At 65.3% G+C, this 22577-nt stretch carries 23 protein-coding genes (1 of these 23 only partly in view); 4 read left to right on the top strand and 19 right to left on the bottom strand.

The genetic code is table 11. The features are described from left to right. Positions 1 to 32: 32 nt before the first annotated feature. The 10 genes from AC0KXH_RS16920 to urtA form a co-directional block, all read right to left on the bottom strand. Entirely contained in the window at positions 33 to 338 is a 306-nt protein-coding gene (locus tag AC0KXH_RS16920; protein WP_312359218.1) for an urease subunit beta, read from the bottom strand. Beyond that, positions 335 to 889 (bottom strand): N-acetyltransferase family protein, encoded by a 555-nt coding sequence (locus tag AC0KXH_RS16915; RefSeq protein ID WP_488223747.1) that lies wholly within the window; start codon positions 887 to 889, stop codon positions 335 to 337. The genes AC0KXH_RS16920 and AC0KXH_RS16915 overlap by 4 nt, the downstream gene beginning before the upstream one ends. Before the next feature lie 11 nt (positions 890 to 900). Then, entirely contained in the window at positions 901 to 1203 is a 303-nt protein-coding gene (ureA, locus tag AC0KXH_RS16910; protein WP_061341417.1) for an urease subunit gamma, read from the bottom strand. A 170-nt stretch (positions 1204 to 1373) separates the two neighbouring features. Next, on the bottom strand, positions 1374 to 2207 hold the full coding sequence (locus AC0KXH_RS16905; RefSeq protein WP_125865898.1) for an urease accessory protein UreD: 834 nt from the start codon (positions 2205 to 2207) through the stop codon (positions 1374 to 1376). Between the two features lie 178 nt (positions 2208 to 2385). Continuing rightward, the gene (gene mgtA, locus AC0KXH_RS16900; protein ID WP_488223746.1) at positions 2386 to 5934 is read right to left on the bottom strand and encodes a magnesium-translocating P-type ATPase; all 3549 of its coding nucleotides are present in this window, start codon (positions 5932 to 5934) and stop codon (positions 2386 to 2388) included. A 105-nt stretch (positions 5935 to 6039) separates the two neighbouring features. After that, on the bottom strand, positions 6040 to 6738 hold the full coding sequence (gene urtE / locus AC0KXH_RS16895; RefSeq protein WP_488223745.1) for an urea ABC transporter ATP-binding subunit UrtE: 699 nt from the start codon (positions 6736 to 6738) through the stop codon (positions 6040 to 6042). A 94-nt stretch (positions 6739 to 6832) separates the two neighbouring features. Next, a complete protein-coding gene (gene urtD / locus AC0KXH_RS16890) occupies positions 6833 to 7684 on the bottom strand; it encodes an urea ABC transporter ATP-binding protein UrtD (RefSeq protein WP_003283036.1) in 852 nt (283 codons plus the stop codon). Then, on the bottom strand, positions 7681 to 8760 hold the full coding sequence (gene urtC, locus AC0KXH_RS16885) for an urea ABC transporter permease subunit UrtC (protein WP_041108012.1): 1080 nt from the start codon (positions 8758 to 8760) through the stop codon (positions 7681 to 7683). Before urtC ends, urtD begins: the two co-directional genes overlap by 4 nt. A 121-nt stretch (positions 8761 to 8881) precedes the next feature. Next, on the bottom strand, positions 8882 to 10453 hold the full coding sequence (gene urtB / locus AC0KXH_RS16880) for an urea ABC transporter permease subunit UrtB (protein WP_488223744.1): 1572 nt from the start codon (positions 10451 to 10453) through the stop codon (positions 8882 to 8884). 176 nt (positions 10454 to 10629) lie between these two features. Further along, complete coding sequence (urtA, locus tag AC0KXH_RS16875) at positions 10630 to 11898, bottom strand: urea ABC transporter substrate-binding protein (protein WP_110775813.1); 1269 nt, start codon at positions 11896 to 11898, stop codon at positions 10630 to 10632. 295 nt (positions 11899 to 12193) lie between these two features. Between urtA and AC0KXH_RS16870 the strand changes: the two genes are divergently transcribed. Beyond that, complete coding sequence (locus AC0KXH_RS16870; protein ID WP_488223743.1) at positions 12194 to 12829, top strand: pseudouridine synthase; 636 nt, start codon at positions 12194 to 12196, stop codon at positions 12827 to 12829. Positions 12830 to 12850: 21 nt separating this feature from the next. Here the strand turns inward: AC0KXH_RS16870 and AC0KXH_RS16865 are convergent, their stop codons facing one another. From AC0KXH_RS16865 to AC0KXH_RS16845, 5 genes are all read right to left on the bottom strand, one after another. Continuing rightward, positions 12851 to 13069 carry a DUF2788 domain-containing protein gene (locus tag AC0KXH_RS16865; RefSeq protein ID WP_003298283.1) on the bottom strand — a complete coding sequence of 73 codons (219 nt, stop codon included), beginning with the start codon at positions 13067 to 13069 and terminating at the stop codon, positions 12851 to 12853. A 175-nt stretch (positions 13070 to 13244) separates the two neighbouring features. After that, positions 13245 to 13637 carry a globin gene (locus AC0KXH_RS16860; protein WP_488223742.1) on the bottom strand — a complete coding sequence of 131 codons (393 nt, stop codon included), beginning with the start codon at positions 13635 to 13637 and terminating at the stop codon, positions 13245 to 13247. 142 nt (positions 13638 to 13779) lie between these two features. After that, positions 13780 to 14259: an Lrp/AsnC family transcriptional regulator gene (locus AC0KXH_RS16855; RefSeq protein WP_041108000.1), complete on the bottom strand. Its 480-nt coding sequence runs from the start codon at positions 14257 to 14259 to the stop codon at positions 13780 to 13782. Between the two features lie 308 nt (positions 14260 to 14567). After that, positions 14568 to 15215: a 2-polyprenyl-3-methyl-6-methoxy-1,4-benzoquinone monooxygenase gene (gene coq7, locus AC0KXH_RS16850; protein WP_041107998.1), complete on the bottom strand. Its 648-nt coding sequence runs from the start codon at positions 15213 to 15215 to the stop codon at positions 14568 to 14570. A gap of 49 nt (positions 15216 to 15264) precedes the next feature. After that, complete coding sequence (locus tag AC0KXH_RS16845; protein ID WP_041107996.1) at positions 15265 to 15606, bottom strand: histidine triad nucleotide-binding protein; 342 nt, start codon at positions 15604 to 15606, stop codon at positions 15265 to 15267. A gap of 79 nt (positions 15607 to 15685) precedes the next feature. Here AC0KXH_RS16845 and AC0KXH_RS16840 point away from each other — a divergent pair, with 79 nt between their 5' ends. Then, the gene (locus tag AC0KXH_RS16840) at positions 15686 to 17164 is read left to right on the top strand and encodes an AAA family ATPase (protein ID WP_488223741.1); all 1479 of its coding nucleotides are present in this window, start codon (positions 15686 to 15688) and stop codon (positions 17162 to 17164) included. A 5-nt stretch (positions 17165 to 17169) separates the two neighbouring features. Here AC0KXH_RS16840 and AC0KXH_RS16835 read toward each other — a convergent pair whose 3' ends face one another. Continuing rightward, positions 17170 to 18069: a DUF805 domain-containing protein gene (locus AC0KXH_RS16835; RefSeq protein WP_312764337.1), complete on the bottom strand. Its 900-nt coding sequence runs from the start codon at positions 18067 to 18069 to the stop codon at positions 17170 to 17172. A 34-nt stretch (positions 18070 to 18103) separates the two neighbouring features. Beyond that, positions 18104 to 18532, bottom strand: a complete 429-nt coding sequence (gene hemJ, locus AC0KXH_RS16830) for a protoporphyrinogen oxidase HemJ (RefSeq protein ID WP_043222077.1) — start codon at positions 18530 to 18532, stop codon at positions 18104 to 18106. A gap of 134 nt (positions 18533 to 18666) precedes the next feature. On the opposite strand from hemJ, the gene argC reads away from it, so the two are divergent. Beyond that, the gene (gene argC / locus AC0KXH_RS16825) at positions 18667 to 19701 is read left to right on the top strand and encodes an N-acetyl-gamma-glutamyl-phosphate reductase (RefSeq protein ID WP_165562711.1); all 1035 of its coding nucleotides are present in this window, start codon (positions 18667 to 18669) and stop codon (positions 19699 to 19701) included. Between the two features lie 112 nt (positions 19702 to 19813). Next, the gene (gene erpA, locus AC0KXH_RS16820) at positions 19814 to 20164 is read left to right on the top strand and encodes an iron-sulfur cluster insertion protein ErpA (protein WP_041107988.1); all 351 of its coding nucleotides are present in this window, start codon (positions 19814 to 19816) and stop codon (positions 20162 to 20164) included. Between the two features lie 48 nt (positions 20165 to 20212). Here erpA and AC0KXH_RS16815 read toward each other — a convergent pair whose 3' ends face one another. Together AC0KXH_RS16815 and AC0KXH_RS16810 are read right to left on the bottom strand one after the other, a co-directional pair. Further along, on the bottom strand, positions 20213 to 21304 hold the full coding sequence (locus tag AC0KXH_RS16815; RefSeq protein ID WP_488223740.1) for an anhydro-N-acetylmuramic acid kinase: 1092 nt from the start codon (positions 21302 to 21304) through the stop codon (positions 20213 to 20215). Between the two features lie 2 nt (positions 21305 to 21306). Next, positions 21307 to 22577, bottom strand: the 3' portion of a protein-coding gene (locus tag AC0KXH_RS16810; RefSeq protein WP_488223739.1) for a peptidoglycan DD-metalloendopeptidase family protein. 118 nt of this gene lie beyond the right edge of the window; the window shows 1271 of its 1389 coding nt (coding positions 119–1389); the start codon falls outside the window, past its right edge; its stop codon occupies positions 21307 to 21309.

The raw sequence follows: 22577 nt of genomic DNA, 5'->3' as shown, positions 1-22577 counted from the left end.
GGCGTTCTCCACCCTACGAAAAGCGCTGTGCCCTAGAGCGCGCCCATTACCCGCCCGGCAAAGCCGAACACCCGGCGCTCGCCGGCCAGCTCGACCAGTTCCACCTCGCGGCTCTGGCCCGGTTCGAAGCGCACCGCGGTGCCGGCCGGGATGTTCAGGCGCATGCCGCGCGAGGCGGCGCGATCGAAGGTGAGCGCGTCGTTGGTTTCGAAGAAGTGGTAGTGCGAACCGACCTGGATCGGCCGGTCGCCGCTGTTGGCCACGGAGAGGGTCAGGGTGCGGCGGCCGGCGTTGAGCTCGATCTCGCCGTCCTGGATCTGGTATTCGCCGGGAATCATGGTTGGGACGTCCTGTTCAGGGTCAGTTGCATCATGGTCAGGTCCAGCCAGCGGCCGAACTTGCAGCCGACCTGACGCATCTGGCCGACGTGGATGAAGCCGAGCTGCTGGTGCATATGCACCGAGGCGCGATTCTCGCTTTCGATAAAGGCGACCATCACGTGCTTCTCGAGCATCCGGGCGCGCTCGATCAGCGCCTTCATCAGGCTGCGGCCGATGCCGCTGCCGCGGTGGTCGGGGCTCACGTACACCGAGTTCTCCACGGTGTGGCGAAAGCCGTCATGCGGGCGCCAGGGGCCGAACGAGGCATAGCCGGCCACCTGGCCCCCCTCGTCGATGGCCACCAGCACCGGGTAACCCTGATCGTGGCGCTCGGCCAGCCAGGCGCGGCGATTGTCGAGGTCGACGATCCGGTCGTTCCAGATCGCCGTGCTGTTCTGCACCGCGTCGTTGTAGATCTGCAGGATGCCTTCGAGGTCGGTGTCCAGGGCGTCGCGTATCTGCACGTTGGTTTCCTTCAAGAACGGTTCAAGGTCATGGGCAGTAGACATTGACCGATATTTCAGGCGATTGGTTGATGCACCGTGACCAGCTTGGTGCCGTCCGGGAAGGTCGCCTCGACCTGGATTTCCGGGATCATCTCCGGCACGCCTTCCATGACCTGTTCGCGGCTGAGCAGGGTGGTGCCGTAGTGCATCAGCTCGGCGACCGTCTGGCCGTCGCGCGCACCTTCGAGCAGTGCTGCGGAGATGTAGGCCATGGCCTCCGGGTAGTTGAGCTTCACACCGCGGGCCAGCCGGCGCTCGGCCACCAGGCCGGCGGTGAAGATCAGCAGCTTGTCTTTTTCTCTGGGTGTGAGGTCCATGGTGGCTTCCAGTCGCTGACGGGAGCGATGCCGCGCCCGTCGTGTTGTTGTTCGGTCCGTATCGGTGGAAAACGCTGCGCGGTTTTCCACCGATACGATTACCAGATAGTGCGCGCACGCCGGGGCGCCGGCGTAGGGAGGGCAGCGGCGCAGCCGTGCCCACCGATCATTCAGGTACTCCAGATTCGCGGCGGTACCGCTTCGCGGCCCAGCAGTGCGGGGCGCAACAGCCGCCACAGGTCGATCAGCCAGGCGCGGGCGTGCAGCGCCTCGTCGGCCAGACAGCGCGCCACGATGAGCCCCGGCAGTTGCGTCAGGTCACCGCGCACGCGGCTGGGCAGTTCACGGCAGCGTTCCAGCAGGTCCGCGTCGAGCTCGCCGCTGGCGATGAGGGTGGCGAACACCGAACGCCCGTCGAGGCCGATCGGCGAGTCGAGCAACGCATCGGCGCCGGCGATGCGCTGGCGTTCGTGCCAGATCAGCCGGTCGTCGCGACGGATATCCAGGCGCGCCTGGAAATGCCCGGCGTCGAAGCGCTCGCCTGCTGCCGGCCGGCCGAGGGCGACGATGTCCCAGTAGAACAGCCGGGCGTCGCCGTGCAGCTCGATGCGAGTGTTCAGCTCGGCCTGCGCCGCGGAATAGACGATGGTCTCCTGCGGCAGCCATTCCAGCGTGGCACCGGCCTCGACGCGCAGCTGCAGGTCCTGAAAAGCCGGGCTGGCGGCGCGATACCACTTGGCTGCACCAGGGCTGGTCAGCTGCGCCCAGGCGCCGGGGCCGAGCGTGACGCTGATGTCCAGCCGATCCCCGCCGGCGATGCCGCCCGGGGGGTGGACGATGATGTGCTGGCAGACTTCCGGCCCCTCGGGATAAAGGTGCTTCTGCACCCGTAACGGTCCGCTATGGCGGCGCAGCACCGGGCGCGTCGCGTCGCCGATGCGGGTATAGCCGAGCTCGAGCTCGGCCTGCCAGTGCGGGGTGAAGGGGTGAGTCAGAACGGTCATGCCTGGCTGCCAGTGGTAGTTGACTGGGCAGACAGCAATAGTCGTGCCTTCGCCGGCGCTGGCCCACGCGGCGGGCCCGAACGCTGGCTGGTTGAGGTGCGGCGGGGAAGGTCCCGCACCGTACTGGTGCGGGATATCTGCGCACGCCAAGCGGTGCCCCGAAATGAGGCGCCGGCGCTCAGGGTTGCCGCGAAGCGCTGGCCTGAGCGAAGAAGCGCTGCTTGGTCCATTCCGAACAGGCCGCATAGAGCAGCGTGATCAGCAGAACCGCGCCGAGCACCGTGGCCGGCAGTGGCTGCAGGGCGAACCAGGCGCCCACCGGCGTATAGGGCAGTAGCACGGTCAGCAGCGCGATGAGCAGTGAACTGACGAGCAGGAAGCGCCCCGGACGGCTGCGGTAGAACGGTTTGTGCGTGCGCACCACGAAGATGATCACGAGTTCGGTGATCAGCGATTCGACGAACCAGCCGCTGCGAAACAGCTCCGGATGCTCGCCCACCAGGTACAGCAGCACGCCGAAGGTGAGCAGATCGAAGGCCGAGCTGATCAGGCCGAACTGGATCATGAAGCGGCGCACCTCGCCGATGTCCCAGCGATGCGGCGTGCGTGACCAGTCGGCATCGACGCGGTCACCGGCGATGCCGATGGCCGGGATGTCGGAGAGGAAGTTGTTGAGCAGGATCTGCTTGGCCAGCAGCGGCAGGAAGGGCAGGAAGAACGAGGCCACGGCCATGCTGATCATGTTGCCGAAGTTGGCGCTGGTGGTCAGGTAGATGTACTTCAGCGTGTTGGCGAAGGTACGCCGGCCTTCGTCGATGCCCTGACGGACCAGGCCCAGCTCGTGGCGCAGCAGGACGAAATCGGCCGCCTCCTTGGCCACGTCCACCGCGTTGTCCACCGAGATGCCGACGTCCGCGGCATGCAGTGCCGGCGCGTCGTTGATGCCGTCACCGAGAAAGCCCACCACGTGGCCGGTCTTCTGCAGCGCACGGATGATGCGCTCCTTCTGGTTGGGATCGACCTCGGCGAACAGGCTGACCCGCGGCGCCAGGTTGATCAGCGCCTCGTCGCGCATCTGCCCGATCTCGGCGCCGGTGATGACGCGCTCGACATCGATGCCGACGCTCTCGGCCACCTGCCGGGCGATCAGGCGGTTGTCGCCGCTGATGATCTTCACCGCCACGCCCAGCTCGCGCAGCGCCGCCAGTTCCTCTCGCACACCGGGCTCGGGTGGGTCGAAGAACAGCAGGAAGCCGGCGAAGACCAGCGCCTGCTCATCATCGACGGTGCAGCGCTCGCCTTCCATGGAGCGCCAGGCCAGGCCGAGCACCCGATAGCCGGCGGCGCTCCAGGCAGCGAAGCGGGCCGCCAGCGCCTCACGCCGCTCGGCGGTCAACGGCAGCACGGCATCGCCCTGCTGCACGAACGCCGACACCTGCAGCACGTTATCCAGCGCACCCTTGCAGATCAGCCGTGGCGTGGGCTCGCCGGCGTCGCGCAAGAGCACGCTCAGGCGCTTGCGGACGAAGTCGTAGGGAATTTCATCGAGCTTGTCGGCGCCAGTCATGGCCGGCGCCTTGTCGCGGGCGTAGTCGCCGATCGCCTCGTCCAGCGGGTTGTGCAGGCCAGTCTGCAGCGATGCGTTGAGCCAGGCCATGCGCAGCACCCTGCTGCTGGGCTGGCCGTCGGCGTCCAGCGCCCCGTCGAGGGCCACCACGCCGCGGGTCAGGGTGCCGGTCTTGTCGGTGCAGAGGGTGTCCATCGCGCCGAGATTCTCGATGGCGTTGAGATGGCGCACGATCACGCCGCGCCCCGCCATCCGTCGCGCGCCGGCCGAAAGGGTCGCGCTGAGGATCGCCGGCAACAGCTCCGGCGACAGCCCGACGGCCAGGGCGATGGCGAACATCAGGGTGTCCAGCGGCGGTCGGTCGAGAAACAGGTTGAGCCCGAGCACCGCCGTGACCATCACCAGCATCACCCGTAGCAGCAGACCGCCGAACTGGCGCAGGCCGCGCTCGAACTCGGTTTCCGGCGGGCGCAGCACCAGCGAGCGCTCGATATGGCCCAGCTCGGTATGCAGGCCGCAGCGCACGGCCAGCAGGCGCGCCGTGCCGCTGCGCAGCGAGGTGCCGCGGAACAGGCAGTTGTCGCGCTGCGCCAGGGCGGCGTCGCTGGCGATCCGGCTCGCCTGCTTCTGCACCGGAAAGGTCTCGCCGGTCAGCAGGGCCTGGTTGACGAAGCAGTCGCGCGCCTCGACCAGCCGGCCATCGGCCGGAATCAGGCTGCCGGCCGAGAGCTCGACGATATCGCCGGGCACCACTTCATCCGCGGTCAGGCTCTGCAGGCGCCCGTCGCGCCAGACATCGGCGCGGCTGGCCACCTGTTCGCGCAGGCGCGCAATCGCGCGGTTGGAACGGACCTCGTGCAGGCTGCCGACCAGCGCGCTGGCGATGACGATGGCCAACACGATCAGGGCATCCAGCCAGTCATGGGCGATCAGCGCCACCAGCGCGCCGATCAACAGGATCAGCACCAGCGGGCTGGACAGCTGGCGCAGCAGCGAGGCGCCGACCTGTCGCGCCAGGTTCGGCCGGTACGTACGCCTGACCGACGGCTGACGCGCGGTGGCAGCGTCGCTGGCGAGCCCGCCTGGGCCGCTCTTCAGGCTGGCGTAGAGCTCATCCAGCGGCTGGCTCCAGTAGTCCGGCGTGACCGTCTCGTGGTGGTCTGCGGCCCCGGCCCGCAAGGCGTCCCGGGAGAGCCAGAAGCCGGGCAGCATCGGCAGCCAGAAGCTCAATACGCGAAACAGCAGCGTTGCCGACAGGCCGGCCGCCAGCGACACGCCGGCCCAGCTGAGGGTCGCCACCGCGGCGGCCTCGAACGCACCCAGCCCACCTGGCACGATGCCGACGCTGCGCAACACGCTGGCCAGCATGAAGCTGGCGAAGATGCCGGCGAAGGGCGCCGCGTGGCCGACCGCGTGAAGCAGCGCCCAGAGGGTCAGGGCGTCAAGCAGGACGATCAGCAGGGAATAGCCGCTGGCCCAGCTCAGCAGGCGCGGATTGCGCGTGAGCCGGGGCTCGGCCGCGAACACCATCGCCAGCAGGCGCTGCATCCAGCGCACGTGTTGCAGGCGCCTGGCCAGGGCGCCCTGCGGCAGCCCGGCGATCAACGGCGCGGCGATCGCCATGAGGCCGCAGAACAGCATGAAGGCTGCGCTGGTGGCGATCACGGCGAGACTGCCATGGCCGCTGTCGATCGCGATGAACAGGGCGGCGCCGAGCGCCAGCAGGTAGGCCACGAAATAGGCCGACACGCTGACGATGAAGCAGCTGGAAACCTGAGACGCAGCGATGCCGCGTTGTTTTAGCAGGGCGACCACTGCCACCGCGCCGCTGAATCCGGAGGAAGGCAGGGCCTGGTCGATGAACAGCTTGGTCAGGCTGAGTTTGGTGGCGTCCCACAACGGCAGCGACGTGCCCGCGGCCGTCAGTACCTGGCGATACAGTTGACCCTGGACGACGTAAGTCAGCCCCTGCAGCGCGATGGCGACCAGCAGCCAGGCCGGCTCGGCCTGGCTGAGAGCCAGGGCGAAGTGGCTGGCGTCGGCCAGCTGCAGGACGCCGACCACCAGCGCGCCGAGCATGGCCGCGCCCAACAGCCAGGACAGCCAGATCAGCGGCCTGGCATGTTCGGTCGGGGCGGAAGAGTCGAACGCATCGTGCATGCCGTACACCCCCCCTGCTGGAGCCAACGCTGTCAATCATCGGCCCGGCGGGAGAGCCGGACATTGACACCGATCAGGCACCCCCGTGAGGGCGCTGCAGCAAGGCTAGATCGCCACCAGGCGTTGCACACCCTCGGCGGCCATGTTTTCGCCACGGCCCTGCTGGATGATCTCGCCGCGGCTCATCACCAGGTACTGGTCGGCCAGTTCGGCGGCGAAGTCGTAGAACTGCTCCACCAGGAAGATCGCCATGTCGCCGCGGGCCGCGAGCTTCTTGATCACCGCGCCGATCTCCTTGATCACCGAGGGCTGGATGCCTTCGGTGGGTTCGTCGAGGATCAACAGGCGCGGCTTGCTCGCCAGCGCGCGGCCGATGGCGAGCTGCTGTTGCTGGCCGCCGGAGAGGTCGCCGCCGCGGCGGTGCTTCATTTCCTGCAAAACCGGGAACAGCTCGTAGATGAACTCGGGGACTTCCTTGGCTTCCCTGGCACTGAAACGGGACAGGCCCATCAGCAGGTTTTCCTCGACGGTCAGGCGGCCGAAGATCTCGCGCCCCTGCGGCACATAGGCGATGCCTGCGTGCACGCGCTGGTGCGGCTTGAAGCCGGTGATCGGCTTGCCCTCCCAGTTCACCGCGCCTTCCTTGGCCGGGATCAGGCCCATCAGGCACTTGAGCAGGGTGGTCTTGCCGACGCCGTTGCGTCCGAGCAGGCAGGTGACTTCGCCGACCTTCGCCCCGAACGAGAGGCCGCGCAGGATATGGCTGCCGCCGTAGTACTGGTGCAGTTGCTGGACTTGCAGCATGTCGATGTCCTTGTTTCTTTCGTGACGCGTGGAAAAGGCTGCGCCGTTTTTGGTGGGCGTAGGGTGGGCGGCCGAAGCCATCCACCTTTTTTGCTCAACGCCCCAGATACACCTCGATCACCCGCTCATCCGCCTGCACCTGTTGCAGCGAACCCTCGGCCAGCACCTGGCCTTGGTGCAGCACGGTGACGTGGTCGGCGATGGTCTCGACGAAGCCCATGTCGTGCTCGACCACCATCAGCGAATGCTTGCGCGCCAAGGACTTGAACAGCTCGGCGGTGAATTCGGTCTCGGCATCGGTCATACCGGCTACCGGCTCGTCGAGCAGCAAGAGCTGCGGCGACTGCATCAGCAGCATGCCGATCTCGAGGAACTGCTTCTGCCCGTGGGACAGCAGCCCGGCCGGGCGATGACGCGACTGGCCGAGGCGGATGGTCTCCAGCACTTCGTCGATGCGGTCCTTCTGCTCGCCGGAAAGCCTGGCCCTGAGGCTCGCCCACACCGACTTGTCGGTCTTCTGCGCCAGCTCCAGGTTCTCGAACACCGAAAGCGCCTCGAACACCGTGGGCTTCTGGAACTTGCGGCCGATGCCGGCCTGGGCGATGTCCACCTCGCTCATGCGGGTCAGGTCCAGGGTTTCGCCGAACCAGGCGCTGCCGCTGGTGGGGCGCGTCTTGCCGGTGATGACGTCCATCATGGTGGTCTTGCCGGCGCCGTTGGGGCCGATGATGCAGCGCAGCTCGCCGACGCCGATGTACAGGCTGAGATCCGTCAGCGCCTTGAAGCCGTCGAAGCTGACGTTGATGTCTTCCAGGCTGAGGATGGTGCCGTGGCGTACGTCCAGGCCCTTCTCGGCGACCCGGCCGAGGCCGATGGCATCGCGGGTCAGGCCGCCCCCGGTGGGGTCGAAGCCGTCGATGACGGCGCTGCAGGGTACGGTTTTCATTCTTCGCCCCTCCGCTTGATGAGGCCGATGACGCCCTTGGGCAGGTACAGGGTGACGACGATGAACAGCGCACCGAGGGCGAACAGCCAGTATTCGGGGAAGGCCACGGTGAACCAGCTCTTCATGCCGTTGACGAGGCCGGCGCCAAGCAGCGGGCCGATCAGCGTGCCGCGTCCGCCGAGGGCGACCCAGACGGCCGCCTCGATGGATTGCGTCGGTGCCATCTCGCTGGGGTTGATGATGCCGACTTGCGGCACGTAGAGCGCACCGGCCAGGCCGCAGAGCACCGCCGACAGGGTCCAGATGAACAGCTTGTAGCCGCGCGGGTCGTAGCCGCAGAACATCAGCCGGTTCTCGGCATCGCGCAGGGCGGTGAGCACCCGGCCGAACTTGCTACGCGCCAGGCGAAAGCCCAGGTACAGGCTGCCGGCCAGGAGCGCCACGGTGGCGAGAAACAGCGTGGCGCGGGTCGCCGGCGCCGAGATCGAGAAACCAAGGATGGTCTTGAAATCGGTGAAGCCGTTGTTGCCGCCGAAGCCGGTCTCGTTGCGGAAGAACAGCAGCATGCCGGCGAAGGTCAGCGCCTGGGTCATGATCGAGAAGTACACGCCCTTGATCCGCGAGCGGAAGGCGAAGAAGCCGAAGACAAAGGCCAGCACGCCGGGCACCAGCACCACCAGGCACATGGCCCAGAGGAAGCTCGACGTGCCATACCAGTACCAGGGCAGCTCGTTCCAGGCGAGGAAGCTCATGAATGCCGGCAGGCCGTCACCGGCGCTCTGGCGCATCAGGTACATGCCCATGGCGTAACCGCCGAGGGCGAAGAACAGGCCGTGGCCGAGGGACAAGAGCCCCGCGTAACCCCAGACCAGATCCAGCGCCAGGGCGACGATGGCGTAGCAGAGGATCTTGCCCACCAGGGTCAGGGTGTAGGCCGAAACGTGCAGGGCATGCTCGGCCGGCAGCAGGTGCAGCAGCGGCATGGCGACGAGGACGGCTAGGACCACGCCGAGCGCCACGGCGGTGAGTGTCGGGCCGGCCTTCCGCGCAGCGGTGATTGCGAGTGGCTGGTTCATGCGCAGCTCTCCTGTAGGAGCGAGCTTGCTCGCGAAAGGGTAAACACGCGGGTGTCGGCAAGCTCTGGTTCGCGAGCAAGCTCGCTCCTACGGGGACAACGCGGCGAGAGGTGGAGGCTTTTCAATCGATCACCCTCCCTTTCAGCGCGAACAGTCCCTGAGGACGCTTCTGGATGAAGAGGATGATCAGCGCGAGGATGAGGATCTTGCCCAGCACGGCGCCGATCTGCGGTTCGAGGATCTTGTTGGCGATGCCCAGGCCGAAGGCGGCGAAGATGCTGCCGGCCAGCTGGCCGACACCGCCGAGCACCACCACCAGGAAGGAGTCGATGATGTAGCTCTGGCCGAGATCCGGGCCGACGTTGCCGATCTGGCTAAGTGCAACACCGCCGAGCCCGGCGATGCCGGAACCCAACCCGAAGGCCATCATGTCGATGCGCCCGGTGGGCACGCCGCAGCAGGCGGCCATGTTGCGGTTCTGCGTGACCGCACGCACGTTCAGGCCCAGGCGCGTCTTGTTCAGCAAGAGCCAGGTCAAGAGCACCACGAACAGCGCGAAGCCGATGATCACCATGCGGTTGTACGGCAGCACCAGGTTCGGCAATACCTGCAGGCCGCCGGAGAGCCAGCCGGGGTTGGCGACCTCGACGTTCTGCGCGCCGAACAGCACGCGCACCAGCTGGATCAGGATCAGGCTGATGCCCCAGGTCGCCAGCAATGTTTCCAGCGGGCGGCCGTAGAGGTGGCGAATCACCGTGCGCTCCAGCGCCATGCCGATCGCGGCGGTGACGAAAAAGGCCACCGGCAGCGCCACCAGTGGGTAGAAGGCAAGCGCTTCAGGCGCTAGCCGCGCCATCAGCACCTGCACCATATAGGTGGTATAGGCCCCGAGCATCAGCATCTCGCCGTGGGCCATGTTGATCACGCCGAGCAGGCCGAAGGTGATCGCCAGCCCGAGGGCGGCGAGTAGCAGGATCGAGCCCAGCGACAGGCCGCTGAAGGCCTGGCCGAGTAGTTCGCCAATCAAGAGCTTGCGTTTGACCTGGGCCAGGCTGGTTTCGGCGGCCTTGCGCACGGCGGCGTCGGTTTCCGCCTCGTCGGCGAGCAGGTTTTCCAGCCTTACCCGCGCCAGCGGAGCACCGGTTTCGCCAAGCAACCGCACGGCGGCGAGGCGCACGGCCGGGTCGCTCGCGGTCAGCTGCAGGTTGGCTAGCGCCAGGGTCAGCGCTTCGCTGACGGCAGCATCTTCCTCTACGTCCAGGCGCTGCTGGAGCAGCTCGAGCTGTTCCGGCTTGCCGCTGCGCTGCAGGCGCTTGGCCGCAGCGAGGCGCTGCGCGGGGTCTTCGGCGAACAGCTGGTGGCTGGCCAGAGCGGTGTTGAGCAGACCACGCAGGCGGTTGTTCAGGCGCAGCTTCTTCGGCGTGCCGACCGGCTCGGCGTCGCCTTCGAGGGCACGGTAGGCCCCGTTTTCCTCGATGAAGGGCGTCTTGTTCTGGTCGATCCCCACGCGGCTGGCGCGCAGCGCTTCGATCAACGGCAGGCGCTCAGGCGCGGGCACGGCGGCCCAGCTTTCCAGCAGCTTGGCCTGTTTGGCCGGGCTCGCCTTGGCGTAGTCGGCCGCTTCTCCGGCGTGCACTGCCCAAGGCAGGGCGAGCAGGAGCAGCAACAATAATCGGTGCAGGGCAGTGTTCATCTGTGCATTCCCCAGGGGGCGCCGCGTGCTCTCTTGGCGGAGCTGGCGGCGGTGGGCAGGCGGATGAGAACGTCTCGACTACGCGTTCCGATCCGCCCAACGAAAGCCGAGTGATCGTGGGGTGGATCGGGACGCGAAATCGGTGCGTCACCCATCCACCATGACGACCGCAGCGGTTAGTTCGACTTCACCGCGTAGTCCGGCTTCTTGTCGTTGCCCGGGATGTAGGGGCTCCATGGCTGCGCGCGAACCGGGCTTTCGGTTTCCCAGACCACCGAGAACTGACCGTCCTCCTGGACCTCGCCGATCATCACCGGCTTGTGCAGGTGATGGTTCTTCTCGTCCATGGTCAGGGTGTAGCCGCTTGGCGCCTCGAAGGTCTGGCCGGCGAGGGCGTCGCGCACCTTGCCGACGTCGGTGGTGCCGGCTTTCTCGACCGCCTGCGCCCACATGTGGATACCGACGTAGGTGGCTTCCATCGGGTCGTTGGTCACCGCCTTGTCGGCGCCCGGCAGGTTCTGGGCCTTGGCGTAGGCCTTCCACTTGCTGACGAAGGCTTCGTTGACCGGGTTCTCCACCGACTGGAAGTAGTTCCACGCGGCCAGGTGGCCAACCAGCGGCTTGGTGTCGATACCGCGCAGCTCTTCCTCGCCGACCGAGAAGGCCACCACCGGAACGTCAGTGGCTTCCAGGCCCTGGTTGGCCAGTTCCTTGTAGAAGGGCACGTTGGAGTCGCCGTTGATGGTCGACACCACCGCGGTCTTGCCGCCGGCGGAGAACTTCTTGATGTTGGCGACGATGGTCTGGTAATCGCTGTGACCGAACGGCGTGTAGACCTCTTCGATGTTCGATTCCGGTACGCCCTTGCTGATCAGGAAGGCGCGCAGGATCTTGTTCGTGGTGCGCGGGTAGACGTAGTCGGTGCCGAGCAGGAAGAAGCGCTCGGCGCCGCCGCCGTCTTCGCTCATCAGGTACTCGACCGCCGGGATGGCCTGCTGGTTTGGCGCCGCGCCGGTGTAGAAGACGTTCGGCGACAGCTCTTCGCCCTCGTACTGCACCGGGTAGAACAGCAGGCCGTCGAGTTCTTCATAGACCGGCAGCACGGATTTGCGCGAAACCGAAGTCCAGCAACCGAAGGTCACCGCCACCTTGTCCTGGGTCAGCAGCTGACGGCCCTTCTCGGCGAACAGCGGCCAGTTGGAAGCCGGGTCGACCACCACCGGTTCGAGCTGCTTGCCGAGCACGCCGCCCTTGGCGTTGATCTCATCGATGGTCATCAGCGCCATGTCCTTGAGCGAGGTCTCGGAGATGGCCATGGTGCCGGACAGCGAATGCAGGATGCCGACCTTGATGGTTTCGGCGGCCTGCAGGGTGAAGGGGAACAGACCGCTGAGCATCAGGGCACTGGCGGCGAGGGTGGTCTTGATCAGAGGACGGCGTTTCATTTTTGGGGCTCCTTGGCTGTCCGTGCGCAACTGTGGGCTGAAAACATCGGAACGCCAGGAGCAATGGCAGCATCCGTGCCAGGTCGCGCAAAGCCAGAGCCGACGGGGCTTTGCAGGGGGGGCACGGTTTCGTCGGGCGCAATGAAGGTGCCATGCTGGTGCGCCGCGGGGCGCGTGGTGCACCGCCAAGGCCCGCTTTGGTCCGCTTTCGGTGCACGTTGCCGGTGCGGCCGTTTTGTTGCAGCCGCGGGCACCGGCTTCTAGCATGGCCAGCCCGTATCGAGACCGCCCCATCATGTCCCGCCCGCCCCGCGCTCAAGCATCCCGCCCCGCCCGCTCAGGCCGCACCCAGGCGCCGCGGCGCGTCGCCAAGGCACCGCCGGCCGAGCCGCGGCTGTTGCTGCTGAACAAGCCGTTCGACGTGCTGACGCAATTCAACGATGCCGATGGCCGCGCGACGCTGAAGGATTTCGTCCAGGTGCCGGGCGTCTATCCAGCCGGTCGACTGGACCGCGACAGCGAGGGTCTGTTGCTCTTGACCAACGACGGTCAGTTGCAGGCGCGCATCGCCGACCCGAAGCACAAGTTGCCCAAGACCTACTGGGTGCAGGTGGAAGGTGAGGTCGCTGCCGAGCAAGTGCAGCGCTTGCGCGATGGCGTCGAACTCAACGACGGCCTGACCCTGCCCGCCGAAGCGCGGCAGCTGGACGAGCCCGAGCTATGGCCACGCAACCCGCCGGTGCGCTTTCGCAAGAGCGTGCCGACCAGCTGGCTGGAATTGGTGATTCGCGAGGGGCGTAATCGCCAGGTCAGACGCATGACGGCGGCGGTCGGGTTGCCGACCCTGCGTCTGGTGCGGGTGCGCATCGGGCCGTGGGCGCTCGATGGCCTGCAGCCGGGTGAGTGGCGGGAGGTGCCGGCGCAGCTGTAGTGCACCGGCTGGCGCCTCAACTCAGTGCGGGATGCCCTGAGTGACTTCGATGACGTAACCGATGACCGGCTTGGCGAGAAAGGCGAACAGACACAGGCCTAAACCGAGAAACAGGATGGCAGTGCCGAGGCGACCGGCCTTCGACTTCTTGGCCAGGTCCCAGATGATGAACGCCATGAAGGCCATCAGCCCGCCGACGAGCACGATCATCATCCACTTTTCGAAAACTTCGGGCTCCACAGGGATCTCCTGAGTGACTTCGACGAATGCGCCCGTGGCAGGCCGGGCGCGAAAGCGGCGCAGTATACGCCGCTAGCGAGTGGTGGGTGTGCCACCGCTGGTTGGACGGTCGAGCTCGGAAAGCGTTCGGATCGCGCCGACCGGGCGCCGGTGCGGCGAAATGTCTCACCGGTATTCAGTAGGCCGCCTTGATCACGTCGATGCCCTTGTTCAAGACCATGTGCCAGGCCTTCAGGTCCTGTTGCTGCAGTTCGCCATCGTGCTGGCGGATGGTCTTGAGCAGCGCGTCGACCCACAGGTCGTAGAGCTCTGGGCGGATATCCAGGCCTGCGCGTGAGTGGCTCTGGCCCAGCGCGCGAAGCTTGGTGTCTGGCATGCCGCGGGCGAACAACACGAGGTTGAGAATGCCGGCGCGCAGCAGCTGCTTCTGCGCAGTCATGTCGGTACGCACGAATTTTTCGCGCACGGCGGGCGAGCTGGCGAGAAAGGCAGCGTAGAAGTCGTCGAAAAAGCCTGCGCTCGCGCAGCAGCGGCCATAGCTCTGCATGACGCGGTTGGTGTCTTTCATGGTCTTTCCTGGGCACGAAGGGTTGTTGCAGCGCGTCTGGGCGCGCGACGGTGGCCGGTCGATAACAGGCGGACCGGCGCAGAAGGGCGCGGATTATAGGCAGTAGCCCTTCGAATGCCAGGGATGGGCTGTGCGCCCGGTCTCAGCTTCGCAAATGCTCGAGCGGAAGTTCGGTGCTGGAGACCACCTGGCGCAGCACGAAGCTGGAGCGCACGCTGGAGACGCCTTCGATGCGCGTCAGCGTGCCAAGCAGGAACTGCTGGTAGTGGTCCATATCCGGCACCACGACCTTGAGCTGGTAGTCGGCGTCCATACCGGTGACCAGGCTGCACTCGAGTACCTCGGGGCATTTGCCGATCACGCCTTCGAAATGCTCGAAGCGTTCCGGCGTATGCCGGTCCATGCCGATCAGCACGTAGGCGGTCAGTGTCAGGCCGAGTTTCTTGCGTTCGAGCAGGGCGACCTGGCGGGCGATGTAGCCGTCATCTTCGAGCTGCTTGACGCGGCGCGAGCAGGGCGAGGCGGACAGGCCGATGCGCTCGGCCAGTTCCTGGTTGGAGATACGCGCATCGCGTTGCAATTCCGCGAGGATACGCAGGTCGTAGCGATCGAGTTTGCTCATGCTTGCCTACTGATGGAAATTTATTGTGCAGAATCTATCTCTGTAGAGATTTATTGCGCAATTTATCTGTAGAGCAGCAATTTTAGAAAACACCTGTCGCGCCGCGGCGCGTAAGCTACTCCCAACTTCCGCTTCCGGCAGAACGCGACACAGGCTAACCCGCTGGTGTCCCATGCTCGCCTCACAAGGGTTCGCATTCCGGAGCTGCACCGCCTCACTACGGCGCTGCCGAAGATGCCGTTATCCACGGCCAACCCCTCGAAGTAAAAGACCACGCCTAGGCGTGGTCTTTTTTTTCCGCTCGCGGTTCAGATCCGGTAGGTAGTCTTGGTCATCACTTTGGCGACCAGGCTCATGCCGAATTTGACCGGCGCCGGGAAGCGCAAGCCTCCGGCGTCGAGCGCCGAGGTGGAGTGCTTGGCTTCATCCTCGCGCATCTGCTCGAGGATAGCCCGTGACTTCTCGTCCTGAGTCGGCAGCTGCTGCAGATGTTCGTCGAGGTGCTTGCACACCTGATCCTCCGTCGCCGCAACGAACCCCAGGCTGATGCGGTCGCTGATCAGGCCGGCGGAGGCGCCGATACCGAAGGACAGGCCATAGAAGAGGGGGTTGAGCACGCTGGTATGGCTGCCGAGCTGGCGGATGCGCTGTTCGCACCAGGCCAGGTGGTCGACCTCCTCGTCGGCCGCCTTTTCCATCGATTCGCGCACACGCGGCAGGCGCGCAGTCAGCGCCTGGCCCTGATAGAGCGCCTGGGCACAGACCTCGCCGGTATGGTTGATGCGCATGAGGCCGGCCACGTGCCGAGCTTCGCTTTCGCTCAGTTCGGCGTCCGGCTTGATCACGGCGGGCGAGGGGCGGCCGGGCTGCCCGCTGAACGGCAGCAGGGTGCGCAGGGCTGAGTCGGCCTGCATCAGCAGGCGATCGACGGGTGAATAATGACGCTGGCTTGTCATGCTGGGCTCCCGATAGTCATTACCTTGGGCATGCGGTCGATGTGGCCGCTCAGCCCGGTGGCCAGTGCAGCTGGCGCTGACCAAGTACATGCATGTGGATGTGGTAGACCGTCTGGCCGCCGAGGTCGTTGCAGTTCATCACCACGCGAAAGCCGTCCTCGCAGCCAAGCTGCTCGGCCAGGCGCTGTGCCGTGAAGAGGATGTGGCCGGCGAGCGGCTTGTCGTCCTCTTCGCTCAGGTCATGCAGCGTGGGGATGTGCTTTTTCGGAATGACCAGGAAGTGGACCGGGGCCTGAGGAGCGATGTCATGGAAGGCGATCACATCGTCGTCCTCGTAGAGCTTGCGCGCAGGTATGTCGCCCGCCACGATCTTGCAGAACAGACAATCCATCGTGTTTCTCCGGTGCTCGAATGCCAGACAGTGTATCAGCCCGTCACGGAGCCGATGAATCTCGACAGGGAGGTGGGCGTTGCGCAATGACATTCACGATCTGAGCCTGGTGCTCGAGTCTCGCGTGCGGTTGGTGGTCATCGAGTCCTGGGACGAACCGCGGGTGTTGGAGCTGCTGACCGGGCTGGCGATCAAACGGGGCACCGGGTTGTGCGTCTGGTCAGTGACCGAAGGGCTGCGCCGCCTTGGGTTCGACGGTGAGCCGCTGGGCGACGAAGACAGTACGGCGCCGGAGGTGGCGTTGAAACGGCTGCGAAGAGCGCCCCAGGCCGGGCTCTATGCCTTTTGCGATCTGCACCCGTTCCTCGACGATCCACGCATCGTGCGCTTGATCAAGGAAATCGCGCTGGCCCAGGCGGTCGATGCGCCCACGCTTGTGCTGGTATCGCATGCGCTGAAGTTGCCGGCGGAGGTCCAGCGTCTGGCCGCGCATTTCTCCCTGGCGCTGCCGGGTGATGACGACCTGTTGGCGATCGTGCGCGAAGAGGCGGCGCGCTGGAGCGAGCGCAATCAGGGCCTGCGCGTGAAAACCGACAACCTCACCCTGCAGCAGGTAGTGAAGAACTTGCGCGGTATGGGGCACGGCGAGGCGCGTAGCCTGGCGCGCACTCTGATCTGCGATGACGGAGCGATCACCCAGGAAGACCTGCCGGAGCTCAACCGTGCGAAGTTTCGTCTGCTGGACATGGACGGCGTGCTGGGGTTCGAGCACGAAACCGCGCGGTTCGCCGAGGTTGGTGGTCTGCGCACCTTCAAGCGCTGGCTGGGCGAGCGGCAAGGGGCCTTTCTTTCCGGTCAGGGTACGGACCTGCCGCGGGGCGTCCTGCTGGTCGGTGTGCAGGGAAGCGGCAAGAGCCTGGCCGCCAAGGCAGTTGCGGGTCTCTGGGGGCTGCCGTTGCTGCGCCTGGATTTTGGTTGCCTGTACAACAAGTATTTCGGCGAAACGGAACGCAACCTGCGTGAGGCGCTGCGTCTGGCCGAGCAGATGGCGCCTTGCGTACTGTGGATGGATGAGGTCGAGAAGGGGTTGGCTACCGGCGAGATGGATGGCGGGGTCAGCCAGCGCGTTCTGGGGACGCTCCTGACCTGGATGGCCGAGCGCACTGCGCCGGTGTTCATGGTGGCGACGGCCAACGCGATCGACCGTCTGCCCCCAGAGCTGCTGCGCAAGGGTCGTTTCGACGAGCTGTTTTTCGTCGACCTGCCTGATCGCCAGGTGCGCGCGGACATCTTTCGCATTCACCTGGCTCGGCGCGAGCTGGACAGCACGGCGTTCGACCTGGAGGCTCTGGCCGCGGCGAGCGAGGGGTTCTCCGGGGCGGAAATCGAACAGGCGGTCGTCAGTGCGGTTTATGCCGGGCAGGCGCAGCGCCAGGCTGTGACCCAGGGCATGCTGCTGAGCTGCATCAGTGCCACTGCGCCGTTGTCCGTGGTGATGGCCGAGGAGATCGCAGCCCTGCGCGCGTGGGCCGCGGGGCGTACGGTCATGGCCGACTAGCGCGGCTAGCCGTGCTGCGTGCCCGTGAAGAAGGCGCCGATCAATACCAGCAACCACAGGGCGGCCAGCACCTTGACTGCCGTGCCGTTAGGTGGAGGCGGCGCGCCGAATCGGTTGTTGCCGGCTTTGCCCGGTACTGCTGCCAGCACCAGCGGCATGAGGCTGCCGACGACCGGCACGAAGTGCAACAGCATGAGCCAGCCGGAGAGATTCATGTCGTGCAGCCGCTGCACGCCAATCTGGACGTTGACCACAGCCGCCGCGCTGATGATGACAACCGCCAGAACGATCGCCGCGGGCGCCAGCCATGCGAACAGCGGCATGATTGCCAGGACTAGCGCGACCAGCGCCATCATCGCGACCAGCGACCAGGCCAGGTAGCGCAGGCGACCGATACGGCCCTTGAGCGAAAATACCTTTAGCTCGGCAAAGCCAGCGGGGGGCTCGTCCAGCTGTGTGCGAGGAGGTGCATAGGGCGAGTCTGACGTGGCGGCAGCAGCGGTCTGGGAGAGCGCCGCCTGCCTGGCAAGATACTTGTCGATGAAGATCGAGCAGTGCGAGCACTGCTCGGCCTGTGGCTGCTCGGTCTGGCATTTCGGACAGGTCATGCGCCGGCCGGGGCCGGCTTCGGTCGGCGCTTCGATGGTCATAAGGCTGAGCGATGGCGGCGGCGCTTCCGCTTCGCGACGCGCCAAGGCACCGGCGTGCTGCAGGGCGGCCAGGTAACGCGCCGCCTGGTCGGCGCTCAGGCCTTTTTTCAACACCCGTTCGGCCCCGTCGAAGAACGCGGCGAAGCGTGCTTCATCGGTCTTGAACAGCGTCGCGAGATTGCGTTTCACATCCTCGGGGGCGGTGCCCGACGCGCACTGGCCGGAAAAGACGATCCGATAGGTCGATTGGGTCATGTGGCATCCATGTCACAGGGGAGGCAGGCGCGCCTCAGAAGGGTTTGACGATCACCAGGATGACGATCGCGATCAGAAACAGTACCGGCACCTCGTTGAACCACCGATAGAACACATGGCCACGGGTGTTCTCGTCCCGTGCAAAGCGTTTGAGCTGCGCGCCACACAGGTGGTGATAGCCGATCAACAATACGACCAGCGCCAGCTTGGCGTGCAGCCAGCCGCCGGTGGCGAAAAGCGCCGGGTTGAGCACGATCATCCAGATCCCGAAGATCAGGGTGGCGATCATCGATGGCACCATGATGCCCCGATACAGCTTGCGTTCCATCACCTTGAAGCGCTCCCGGCTGGGCACGTCCTCACTCATGGCGTGGTACACGAACAGGCGCGGCAGGTAGAAAAGGCCGGCAAACCAGCAGACGATGGCGATCACATGCAGCGCCTTGATCCACAGATAGAGCATCGGGGCGATCCTTGAGGTCGGAGCGGGCGATAGTAGTGGTTCGGGTGACTGCTCGTCATCCCGGCGGTTGGCCCCTGTACAAAGCGGCTTTATCATCACGCCCTTCAATGGCGCTTTTGTTCGCGAGGCAGTGCATGGTCAAGGTCGGTATCGTCGGCGGGACGGGCTACACCGGTGTGGAGTTGTTGCGCCTACTGGCACAGCACCCGCAGGCAGAGGTGGCGGTCATTACCTCGCGTTCGGAAGAGGGCGTTAAGGTCGCAGACATGTTCCCCAACTTGCGCGGGCACTATGACGAGCTGGCCTTCAGTGTTCCCGACGCGAAGACGCTGGGCAGCTGCGACGTGGTGTTTTTCGCGACGCCACATGGCGTAGCGCATGCGCTGGCTGGCGAACTGCTGGCGGCGGGCACCCGGGTAATCGACCTCTCGGCAGACTTCCGTCTGCAGGATGCCGACGAGTGGGCCAAGTGGTACGGACAGCCGCACGGCGCGCCTGAACTGCTCGAGTCGGCCGTGTACGGGCTGCCGGAAGTGAATCGCGAGCAGATCAAGGGGGCTCGGCTGATCGCGGTGCCAGGCTGTTATCCGACCGCCACGCAACTGGGCTTCCTGCCATTGCTGGAGAACGGCCTGGCCGACGCTGCGCATTTGATTGCCGACTGCAAGTCGGGTGTCAGCGGTGCCGGGCGAGCCGCCAAGATCGGGTCGCTGTTCACCGAAGCGGGCGAGAGCATGATGGCCTACTCGGTCAAGGGGCATCGCCATTTGCCGGAGATCACCCAGGGGCTGCGGCGCGCCGCCGGCGGCGACGTCGGGCTGACCTTCGTACCGCATCTGACGCCGATGATCCGGGGAATTCACGCGACGCTGTACGCGACCGTTGCGGATCGCTCGGCCGATCTGCAGGCGCTGTACGAACAGCGCTACGCAAACGAGCCGTTCGTCGATGTGATGCCAGCGGGCAGCCATCCGGAGACGCGAAGCGTGCGTGGGGCGAATCTGTGCCGGATAGCCGTGCACCGGCCGCAGGGTGGCGATCTGGTGGTGGTGCTCTCGGTGATCGACAACCTGGTCAAAGGGGCGTCGGGACAGGCGATCCAGAACATGAATATTCTCTTCGGGCTCGATGAGCGGTTGGGCCTTATGGCCCCGGCCCTGCTGCCGTGAGTGAGCCAGTGCCGACCGACGGCTGGCCTTTGAATAGTTGATCATTTCGCTTGGGTAAGCGGATAATGCCCAGCATCAGGCAGTTTGGCGTCGTGCACGCTAGGAGAACCGAATGAGTGTCGAATCCTTCACGCCCATGGCTATCCAGTTCACTCAGGGGGCTGCGAGCAAAGTGAAGAATCTGGTCGAGGAAGAGGGTAATCCTCGGCTCAAATTGCGGGTGTTCGTGACGGGTGGCGGCTGTTCCGGTTTCCAGTACGGCTTCACCTTCGATGAGGACGTCGCCGACGATGACACTATCATCGAGCGAGAGGGTGTCAGCCTAGTGGTCGATGCGATGAGCTACCAGTACCTCGCCGGTGCGGAAGTCGACTATCAGGAAGGCCTGGAGGGTTCGCGGTTCATCATCAAGAATCCGAACGCCACCACTACCTGCGGTTGCGGTCAGTCGTTCTCTATCTGAGCTGACGGCCGAACGGAAGAAAGCCGCGCTCTGCTGGGCGCGGCTTTTTTATGCCGGATAGATTGCGCCCAGCACGCGAGGTCCCGCCGCGCCGGTTACCTCCGGTTCGTTGCCGGGAATTCGTTCCAGGCAGCAGTGCGCCAGCCAGGCGAACGCCATCGCCTCGACCCAGTCGGCTGGAATACCCAGCGAGTCGGTTGGCAGGACTTCGGCAGGACTGACGAGCTGGGCGATCCTCTGCATCAGCGCTTTGTTCCGCGCACCGCCTCCGCAGACGAGAACGCGCTCGGTGCCGGGTTGGGCGCTCGCCAGCGCTTCGCTGATCGAGCGGGCGGTCAGTTCAAGCAGGGTCGCCTGGACATCTTGGCCGGCAATGGGGGCTCGCTCGGCGAGGTGGCGATCCAGCCAGGCCAGGTTGAACAGTTCGCGACCCGTGCTTTTGGGGCCGCTGGTGGCGAAGAAGCCATCCTTGAGGAAAGCCGAAAGCAGATCGCTATCGGGACTTCCCGCTGCAGCCCATGCACCATCGCGGTCGAAGGCGAGGCCTTGCTCACGCTGGATGAAGGCGTCCATCAACACATTACCAGGCCCACAATCGAAGCCGCGCACGGGCTGCTCCGGAGCAAGCAGGCTAAGATTGCTGAACCCGCCGATATTGAGAACCGCCTGCCGGGTTCGGCCATCGGCAAACAGCGCATGGTGGAAGGCCGGGACCAATGGGGCGCCCTGGCCGCCGGCGGCGACGTCGCGACGGCGAAAGTCGGCGACCACGGAGATTCCGCTCAGCTCTGCAAGCAGTGCCGGATTGCCGATCTGAATGGTGAAGCCCCGCTGGGGCTCGTGGCGGACGGTCTGCCCATGACTGCCGATGGCTCGAACCGCGGCTGGCGATAGCGCTTGTGCGTCCAACAGTTCGCCGATTGCGTTCGCTGCCAAGCGTGCCCACTCGTTCTCGGCAGTCGCTGCTCGGGCCAATTCGTCCTGGCCTGGCTCACACAGCGCCAGGAGTTCTGCGCGGAGCCGCGCAGGCATAGGGACGAAATGGCTGGCGACCAACCTGGGTCTATCGGATTGCTCGACCAGGGCGATGTCCAGCCCGTCTAGGCTGGTGCCGGACATCACGCCCAGGTAGTGCAGCACGCTCAGTCCTGCTTCAGAGCGAGCATTGTGGCGCGTTCTTCATCCATGCGTGCCATCAGTGGGCGGCTGGTGGCCATGAAGCGTGGTAGTTCGCTCTTGGCGATCGGGTCAGCCATTGGAAGTTTCAAGCCGAGTGGGTCTACATGGACGCCATCGACCTGAAACTCATAGTGCAGGTGCGGCCCGGTGGAGAGCCCGGTGGTTCCGATATAGCCGATGATCTGCCCTTGCTTGACCGCAGAACCACTGCGCACGCCTTTGGCGAAACCTTGCATGTGGGCGTAGAGCGTGCGGTAACGATTGCCGTGCTGGATGATCACGGTGTTGCCGTAGCCACCCTTGCGCCCGGCGAGAATCACCTTGCCATCGCCAGCGCTCTTGATGGGGGTGCCGCGTGGCGCAGCGTAATCCACGCCCTTGTGTGCACGAATCTTGTTGAGAATCGGATGCTTACGCCCGTTGGAAAAGCGTGAGCTGATACGCGCGAAATCGACCGGTGTGCGGATGAAAGCCTTGCGCATGCTGGCGCCGTCGGCGGTGTAGTAGCTCGTCGTACCGCTCTTGCTCGTGTAGCGAACGGCCGTGTAGGTCTTGCCGCGGTTCACGAAGCGGGCCGCGAGAATATTGCCGGTGCCCACGCGCTTGCCGTCGACAGTCTTCTCTTCGAATACCACTTCGAATCGGTCGCCCTGGCGAATGTCCAGTGCGAAGTCGATGTCGTAGCCGAAGATATTGGCAAGGTCCATGGTGAGGTTGTGGCTCAAACCGGCGCGCTTGGCAGCCAGGAAAAGACTGCTGTTGATTTCGCCATGCGCGTAGCGTGTTTCAACGCTGGGCTTGATCTCTTCTTTCTTGAAGGAGTAGCCCGTCGCACTTCTTTCGACGCGCACGCTCTGCAAGGGGCCGACCTGGCTGGACAGGCTGCGCAGTGCGCCCTGGTCGTCCATGTCGAACTCGAGGGCCTGTCCGACTCTCAAACGGGCAAGCTGCTTGGCTTCCTTGCTACTGGCCAACACGTCATGAACAGTGCTTGGAGGCAGGCCCGCCTTGGCAAACAGCGTCGACAGCGTATCGCCATTTGAGACCTTGATGACCTTGACGGCTGGCTCGGTAGCCGGCTCGGCCGTGGCCGTGGCGGGCGAACTGGCAGGGTCGACTGTGGCGAATGGCGAGTCGAGAGCGCTGTCGGCGTTCGCCTGATCGACTGATTCTTCGCTTTGCATCGCCTGCTCGGCCGCGTACTCGAGCTTCAGATCGATAAAGCTCTTCTTCG

It is taken from the genome of Stutzerimonas sp. CXK-1 (assembly GCF_057738225.1).
The sequence above is the reverse complement of the archived record's forward strand: the minus strand, read 5'-3'. Positions and strand labels throughout refer to the sequence as shown.